The sequence below is a fragment of the Longimicrobiaceae bacterium genome, from assembly GCA_035936415.1.
Classification (GTDB): Bacteria; Gemmatimonadota; Gemmatimonadetes; order Longimicrobiales; family Longimicrobiaceae; genus JAFAYN01.
The window spans coordinates 1-1,804 of sequence record DASYWD010000312.1 but is presented as its reverse complement, the minus strand read 5'-3'; the positions used below and the strand labels follow the sequence as shown (position 1 = coordinate 1,804).

At 75.4% G+C, this 1,804-nt stretch carries 2 protein-coding genes; one reads left to right on the top strand and one right to left on the bottom strand.

The features are described from left to right. Positions 1–338 (bottom strand): hypothetical protein (locus tag VGR37_12905; protein HEV2148297.1); only part of this gene is annotated, 338 nt, incomplete at its 3' end. Between the two features lie 264 nt (positions 339–602). On the opposite strand from VGR37_12905, the gene VGR37_12900 reads away from it, so the two are divergent. Then, the coding region (locus VGR37_12900; protein ID HEV2148296.1) for a hypothetical protein at positions 603–1,804 on the top strand (1,202 nt) is incomplete at its 3' end.

The following is a 1,804-nucleotide window of genomic DNA, read 5'->3' as shown; positions in this document are numbered from 1 at the left end:
GGGTGCGGGTGCGCGTGGCCCCGCCCGGCCAGCGCGTGCGCGCGGCCGTGCAGGATGCTCCACAGGAGCCAGAGCCCCAGCGCCATGAGCAGCCCGCCCACCCCGAACTCCAGGCCGCGCGCCACCCCCTCCGGGACGTGCACGTCCAGCAGGACCAGCACCCCGCCCACGGCCACGATGGCCGCGGAGTGCCCCAGCCCCCAGCGGAGCCCGAACCCGAGCGCCTCCAGCGGGCGCGGGCGCCGCGAGACGAAGGTGGTGACCGCGGCCATGTGGTCCGGCTCCAGCGCGTGCGCGAAGCCCGCGACCAGCGCGGTGGCGAGGGGGAGGAGCGTCATGGACGGTGCGGCGTTCCGGTGCGGGTACAGGGGCAGGACGCGGGGCGGTCCGGCGGCGCTCCATCTTACCCGGGGCGCGCGCGGGCGTCAATTCGTGTGCGGTGACCGGAACGGAGCCAGCGGCGTCTCTTGCGCCGGGCGGGCGAAAGACGGATCTTGTGTTCACCCGCCTCATCCGGGGCCCCCCGCCGTCTCCCCGTCCGCAGCCGTTCCGTCCACCCGCCCCGCGCGGGGCATCCCGTCCTCCCACACCGAGAGCCATCCGTGCGCCGCATCCTCCTCGCCGCCCTTTCGCTGGCGGTACTCCTTCCCTGCGCCGCAGCGTCGCAGGACCGCGCCCGCGAGCCCCGCCGCCCCCGGCTGGACGCCGCCGCCGACACCAACTCCGCCAACGCGTACTACACGCACGCCGTGCGCGTGCTGCAGTCGAACCCCGCCGAGGCCGCCGACGCCCTCTACTGGGCGACGCGCATCGAGCCCGGCTGGGCCGACGCATGGTACGCCCGGCGCGTCGCCCTGCTGATGTCCCGACCCGAGCGCTTCGCCGCGTACATGCAGGGGAACCGCAGGATGATCGAGTCGCGGGAGATGCGCGCCATCGACTCACTGCACCTCCGCGCGGTCACCCTGAACCCCTTCGTCCGCACCAAGTTCGACCGGCTGGCCTTCGACCACTACGTGGAGTGGTCGGTGCGCCGGGGCAGCGCCGGGAGGCCCGTGGACCCGGCGCTGCTGAAGTTCGAGGTCGACAGCTACCTGCGCAGCGGGGGCCCGGGCACCCGCGGGTGGATGGCGTACGCGGAGGGCCGCTTCCCCGCGGCGCTGGCGGAGTACGCCCGCGCGCTGAAGGAGAGCCGGGCGAACAGGGCGGGGATCCACGCCGACCGCGCCCGCATCTTCCTGCTGGTGGGGCGGCCGGACAGCGCGCTCGTGGAGATGCGCAACGCGGTGGAGCGGCTGCGCGAGCGGGACCAGCGCGACCTGGTGTACCTGTACGAGTCCAAGGCGATCTTCGAGCACAGCACCGGGCTGATCCTGGAGCAGCGGGGCGAGCGCGACGCGGCCCGGGAGGCGTACGGCCGGGCGCTCCAGGAGGACCTGTCGTATCACCCGGCCCACGCCGCGCTGGCGATGCTGGCGCAGGCGGCCGGCGACACCGCCACGGCGCTGGCGGAGCTGGACCTGGCGGTGCAGATCCGCGGGGACGACGCGCTGCTGCGCTACGACTACGGCCAGGTGCTCGCCCACGCCGGGAAGCACGCGGAGGCGGCCGAGCAGCTCCGGCGCGCCACGGAGCTGGAGCCCTGGTTCGCCGCGCCGTACGCGCTGCTCGGCGGGATGCTGGAGGCCACCGGAAAGCCCGCCGAGGGGCTGGAGAGCTACCGGGCGTTCTTCGCCCGCGCCGGCCGCACCCACCCGCTCCGCGAGGGCGTCCGCGCCCGCATGGCGGCGCTCGGGGAGGCGGC